The organism is Shewanella sp. MM_2022_3 (assembly GCF_022557375.1).
In the GTDB taxonomy this organism is placed as follows: Bacteria; Pseudomonadota; Gammaproteobacteria; order Enterobacterales; family Shewanellaceae; genus Shewanella; species Shewanella xiamenensis.
Map to the genome: position 1 here is coordinate 1 of NZ_JAKZGV010000088.1, position 5,648 is coordinate 5,648.

At 37.7% G+C, this 5,648-nt stretch carries 4 protein-coding genes; 1 reads left to right on the forward strand and 3 read right to left on the reverse strand.

Annotation, left to right across the window (positions count from 1 at the left end; all coding sequences use genetic code 11):
• Nucleotides 1-25: 25 nt before the first annotated feature.
• Complete coding sequence (locus MMG82_RS21015; protein WP_047539747.1) at nt 26-529, reverse strand: hypothetical protein; 504 nt, start codon at nt 527-529, stop codon at nt 26-28.
• Nucleotides 530-768: 239 nt separating this feature from the next.
• On the opposite strand from MMG82_RS21015, the gene MMG82_RS21020 reads away from it, so the two are divergent.
• A complete protein-coding gene (locus tag MMG82_RS21020; RefSeq protein ID WP_231570527.1) occupies nt 769-1,905 on the forward strand; it encodes a recombinase in 1,137 nt (378 codons plus the stop codon).
• A gap of 571 nt (nt 1,906-2,476) precedes the next feature.
• Here the strand turns inward: MMG82_RS21020 and MMG82_RS21025 are convergent.
• Together MMG82_RS21025 and MMG82_RS21030 are read right to left on the reverse strand one after the other, a co-directional pair.
• The gene (locus MMG82_RS21025; protein WP_241407386.1) at nt 2,477-3,028 is read right to left on the reverse strand and encodes a recombinase family protein; all 552 of its coding nucleotides are present in this window, start codon (nt 3,026-3,028) and stop codon (nt 2,477-2,479) included.
• A gap of 258 nt (nt 3,029-3,286) precedes the next feature.
• A complete protein-coding gene (locus MMG82_RS21030) occupies nt 3,287-5,599 on the reverse strand; it encodes an AAA family ATPase (RefSeq protein WP_241407387.1) in 2,313 nt (770 codons plus the stop codon).
• Nucleotides 5,600-5,648 lie beyond the last annotated feature (49 nt).

Consider the following 5,648-nt stretch of genomic DNA (forward strand, 5'->3'; position numbering starts at 1 on the left):
TGACAAAGCTTAATTTAAACAAAACTTAAATAAAGCAATCAGGTTTAATGTCTACATATTTATTAAGGATTGCTGAATCAATTTTTACAACAACTTCTTGACCATTATCAAGAAGAATTTTCATACGAATTTCAGCTCCAGCTCTATAAAATTTTGCAGTATCTAAAGCAACATGCTTCGTAAAGTCAATTGGGTAAGTAATTACTCCCCCAACAGGCAACACACTCCAATTAGAGGTTTTCACATATTCACTTAACGGACTCATACCTATAAGCTTATTATCATTTGCATTTCTGAGATACATCCTTGCTCTAGCTAAATCAAAAAGAGCTGGATCAGCTATATGTGGATCAACAAATAATTTTTGGCCAGATGTATTTGTAAGAGTAAGAGTAACTTGTCCATCGACTGTACATAAAGGAGTCAAATCCAAGCCAATATACTGTTCATCTTTAGTGAAAGTGATTGCATTTACCGCCACTGTAAAACTACATATAAAAATTGATAGCAGAACCACTAAGTACTTCATAGGTATACCCTTAATAAATATTCGTAGTAATATGAATTTTGGATTAAACGTTCTAAGATATACAACTCATTTCAAGAACCGATTAACCTCTTATTATCAGCAATATCCTTATAAGACTCTTGCCGAATTGCACTTAGAGTCATGTAGTGTATTTAATCAGTGTGAAAATCATCCCTCAAGGTATTTTTATCATGGTTCGCCCAAAAAAGTCGCATAATAAAAATCTGCCTCAGCACCTTATGTTTGATAGATCTAAGGGCACTTACCGTTTTACGTTGGTAAATGGTGTTCGCAAAACACTCGGTAAAGATAAGGTGCAGGCGATTCAAATTGCGGTTGAGTACAATCGCATAATGCGACCGACTGTTGGGTTAACCGTAGATCAGTTAATTGAAGCCTCGAGTGAGTCGCCTCTGGCTAATGGCCAGTCATTTGCCAGCCATGTGGACCGACTGTTAGAGCTGATCTTTAAAGAAGAAATGCCAAGTAAACAACTGGCCAGTACCATGCGCAACGATGCCGAACGGGTTAAAGCCTATTTTGCGGAGGTTAGCAGTCAAGATATTAGCCTTGAACATATCAACGGCTACCTAAACCAATATCATCCTGATGCTAGCCCCAATGTGCATAACCGTAAGTTGGGATTTTTAGAGAAACTGATTAACTACGCGATCGACCAGTCCATCATGTTAGATAATCCAGCCTCTCGAAAGATGAAAAAGCGTAAAACCAAAGGCAAAGAACGCCAACGCCTAAGCTTTGAAGTGTATCAACAAATCCATGCCGCGGCGCCACTGTGGTTACAAACTGCAATGGATCTTGCTTTGCAATCTACCCAAGCGCGCCTTGAAGTGTCGCGGATTAAATACAGCATTAAAAAACCTAAGGACGGCCAATGTGGTTGCCTATGGTTTGATGAACCTGTAGATGGCATTTATGGCACCCTATTTATTCACCGCCAAAAGGTAGAAGAAAAAGAAGCCAGCCATGTGGCCATACCGATTGGTGAAGTATTAAAGGCCATTATTGATAAGAGCCGCGACGGGCCACTTTGCCCTTATGTGGTTCATCGCCGACCAGACAAACTCAATAAGCAAAGTGTGGCCACAGACCACCGCTATCAGCTTGATCCTAATTACCTTAGCAGAGCCTTTTCGGCATTAAGGGATGAGTTAGGTCTGTGCAACCATTTAGAAATGAGCCAGCGCCCAACCTTCCATGAGATACGTGCACTATCTGCCAGATTATTTTCTGATATGGGTGTTGACCCTCAAGGTCGGATGGCTCACACCGATGCCAAGTCCACCAAAATCTATGTGCGGGATCACCTGCAATGGACCGAAGTTCCACACGCTGAGATTAAATTCAGCCATTAATAAAACTAAGGCAATCAGCATACTTGGCCACTGTTATTTTGAAATCCGTTTCACCCCCATTTCACCACTGTTTCACCACCTCTAAGCAGTAAAATACCGAACTCCAGACACAAAAAAGCCCGCAACTGATTAAGATTGCAGGCTTTATTGCTTATGAATTTGGTCGGTATGAGAGGATTCGAACCTCCGACCCCTGACACCCCATTCCAGCTAAAACATTATTTCTATCACTCAAAGCTGAAGGCTATACGCTTCGACACTGTTATAGAAAGTCAGATACTAAACTACCAGAACAAGATAAACAAATCTTGCGTAAAACAGCCTCTACATTGAGGTATCCTTACTGCGGATTCAAACCGTTATTTTGATGAGGATATCCCCAGTCATGGACTGCCATAGACTAGACCAATCATATGAGACACATTCTTTTGATGAAAAGGGGGAAGCACTATTTCAAAAGTTGTTCATTTGCGGCATAGCTCTCTAAAGAAGAAAAGCAAAAGAACACTGGAAGAAGGAAAAGAGTAAAAGAAGCAATGGGTTACTTTTGATTTCTTATCAATCTTTACCATTAACCAATTGATTTCTTTATTTTTTGAACAGTAGTAGTACTAATCCCAAGCTGATTAGCTATATTACGGATTGACGTACCTTGCTCAAGTAACGCAATGACTTCAGTTGACGATACAGGTAATGGACGACCTTTATACTTACCAGCAGATTTAGCCTTTGCTATCCCTTCCCTTTGTCGTTCTAGCATCATCTCTCGTTCAAACTGATAGACTGAACCTAACAAATTAAGCATTAGCGTATTCATTGGATTAGATTGGTCTACAGTGAATTTCATAGCCTCTTTCTTGAACTCGACATCAACACCTTTTGCATTGAAGAAATTTATTAGTTCAATCAGGTCTGCAATGTTTCTAGCTAGTCGACTGATATCGTGAACAACGACCGTATCACCTTCCCTACAATATGCTTTTAGTTCAGCTAAGGCTGGACGATCTTGAGTACTACCAGAACAAGTATCAATAAAATACTTATCAATACTTAGCCCATCTAGCTGCCTCACTGTGTTTTGTTCAACTGTAGAAACCCGAATGTAGCCGAGAGTTTGTGCCATTTTAGTGTGTCACTTAAGTTTAAGATGTATAGACTTTACTGTGTCAGAAATCTTTTATCAACTTAAATGACACGATTTATCTCAGTCCATGACACGTATCACTAGGGTATGCCTTATTACCACATCATAAACTATACCTTTTGACCAAGTACTCCACCACTTTGTTATGGTTCTATCCTCAGATAGGGAAATTCAACCTTCTTAGATAAAGATAATAGGAGCAAAGCTCGGCCTTAAGGGTAGAGCTTTTGCGGTGTTTTAAATACCAGTTATGAATAACAGTGTTTCTTGAGCGTAAGACTGAACGGTCTGTACATCTAAGCTTTGAATCTTAGTATCAAAACCGTCAGCGTGATGAAACGTTTTAGAAAATTGATTAATTTTAGTGATTTGGTTAATTTTATGATGTTTATCAAAGAAATGACTGTTTGGATCAGTCTCATCTCGAATCATCTTAATCATATCACCTAGCCAAACACCTCCGTTAAACTCTCTAGGATATAAGAAGCGTAGGTGTGCTTCTAAAATAGGGCGAATGGAACGAGCTACTTCAACTTTTGAATCATCATTTGCATCAGCAACAAAATCATAGAGCTTGTTATATTCTTTATGGTAAGAGTGAAGAACGTGCGAGTCATAATTGGCTCTTACAGACATTTCACTAGATATGTATTGTGAACTGTCAGCCTTCAGAGGATCTGATTTTTTATATGACACATCAATCTCAAAACACTTAGTATGTTGAGATAAAATCGAGTATTTCTGAATCTCAGACAAGAAGAATGGATCATGACTAAATACAATGGTTTGATAACCGTTGTTGATCAACTTCTCGATCTCAACGATAGTTGCGTCTTTACGGTAGTTATCTAAAGATGACATGGGATCGTCTAATACAACAATGGAATTATCGCTATTCGACTTGGCGAACTTTGATAAGAAAAATGCTAAAGCCAGAGCAGATCTATCACCGAGACTCAGAATGTGCTCAAAAATGTGCTTGTTGTCATCCACATTTTCCACTGAAAGTTCTGTGTTGATAAAAGTTATTACATACTTAAGACGAGTTGTACCACCTTTACCTTTATTGTCCTTATCAAGCTGTTTAATCCGAATCATTGAATGAAAATGTTTTAATAACTGGTTGATAGAATTTTTATGCTCTTTAATGCTATCTTCTTGATCTTTAGCAATTTCCTCTTTTAGCTCTCTGATTTTATTAGTTTTAGCATTTTTGTCATCATACAGAGATTTGTAAGTAAGCAAATCCTCAACTACATCAGCATCGAAACGCTTCTTGGTTTCTCTAATGTTATCGATTTTAGTTTGGAGAGCGTGAGTTGAACCAGTGGCTAGTGCATTCAAAAAGTTAGAAACTTGCTCGTTAAAATCTTGCACCTCCCTATTGTATGCTGAAAAATCACACTCAGTGAAAATTGTGTCGAATAGCTTATTAAATTTAGTGAAATCAGTTTTTAACAATAAGTCTTTTTTCTTCTCCCTGATCAGTTTAACACACTCAAGTACGAGTGATGTTGATAACGAATGGAGGGAACTAAAATCATAGTGGGGATTAAAGCCTTTGATGCGATCAGACCAAACTTGAATAACTTCACTATTGGAATTTACTAGAGCTTCTAAGTCTTCAATGTTACAACCAATGGCTCCTACATCCAATTGAAACTGCCCACTATCAAGTTCGAACTTATTACTGGCATTAGTGTATGATTCGTTAATGAAGTCCTGATATAAACAAAAAATATCAGATTTTACAAGAGGTTGAGCACAGAAAGGGCAGTTTGCTGATTCGTTTACAAGTTGAATGCCCGTTTCAAGCCAAAAAACATCACGTTCTTTTAGATTATTAGCAATATGTAGCTCAACTTTTTCTTGTGCTTCTTTTGATAAACTCTCGATGTTCAGGCTGAAAACGCTTGTATCTAAATTAGGCTTAGTCAGAACCAATGGAGAAAGTAATTTTCGACTCTTGTAGTGTTCTACGCTCTTCAAATCATGGATTTGAGCTTCAAGACTTTTAATCTCAGCATCAGCGTTAGGATTAGCTTGTATACCACGGATCTTAGCAATTGTTTTGTTAGGAAAGTTCACAGTAAGCCTAGTCTCAATTGGACTTAACTGAACGTTGATAGCATCAATTTCGGCTTTAAGCTTATCGACCTCTTGCTCCTTTAGCACTGATACTTTGCCTAATGAAAACTCATAATAATTAGTGAGTTGACTACGGTCTCTAGCATTAGGAATATAAAGGTTATTATCAATGAACTCTTGATTGAATACTTGAAAATTAAACGGCGTTTGAAGAGAGTTTAGCGTTATATTTGCTCCCCCAACTCGAAGACAGAGGTCAGGTTGTCCATCAGACTCTAAAGGCTTTAATGCTTCTATCGCAGCTTTGTCATTTTCATTAATGAAATTAAAGATCTTACATAAAGTAGACTTTCCAGAACCATTACGCCCATAAATTAGGTTTAACTTATCAAAAGCTTGAGATAATGCTCGTTTATGTTGCCATTGCTTGATGTTTTCAATTTTTATAATTTTTTCTAGCATTTTTTCAATTTTTTGAAGAGATTAACATGAGATAGAAAACATACTAACA

What these genes read in the sequence shown, in the direction of transcription:
- MMG82_RS21015 (WP_047539747.1), bottom strand. Translation starts at nt 529, where the DNA reads ATGAAGTACTTAGTGGTTCTGCTATCAATTTTTATATGTAGTTTTACA.
- MMG82_RS21020 (WP_231570527.1), top strand. Translation starts at nt 769, where the DNA reads ATGTTTGATAGATCTAAGGGCACTTACCGTTTTACGTTGGTAAATGGT.
- MMG82_RS21025 (WP_241407386.1), bottom strand. Translation starts at nt 3,028, where the DNA reads ATGGCACAAACTCTCGGCTACATTCGGGTTTCTACAGTTGAACAAAAC.
- MMG82_RS21030 (WP_241407387.1), bottom strand. Translation starts at nt 5,599, where the DNA reads ATGCTAGAAAAAATTATAAAAATTGAAAACATCAAGCAATGGCAACAT.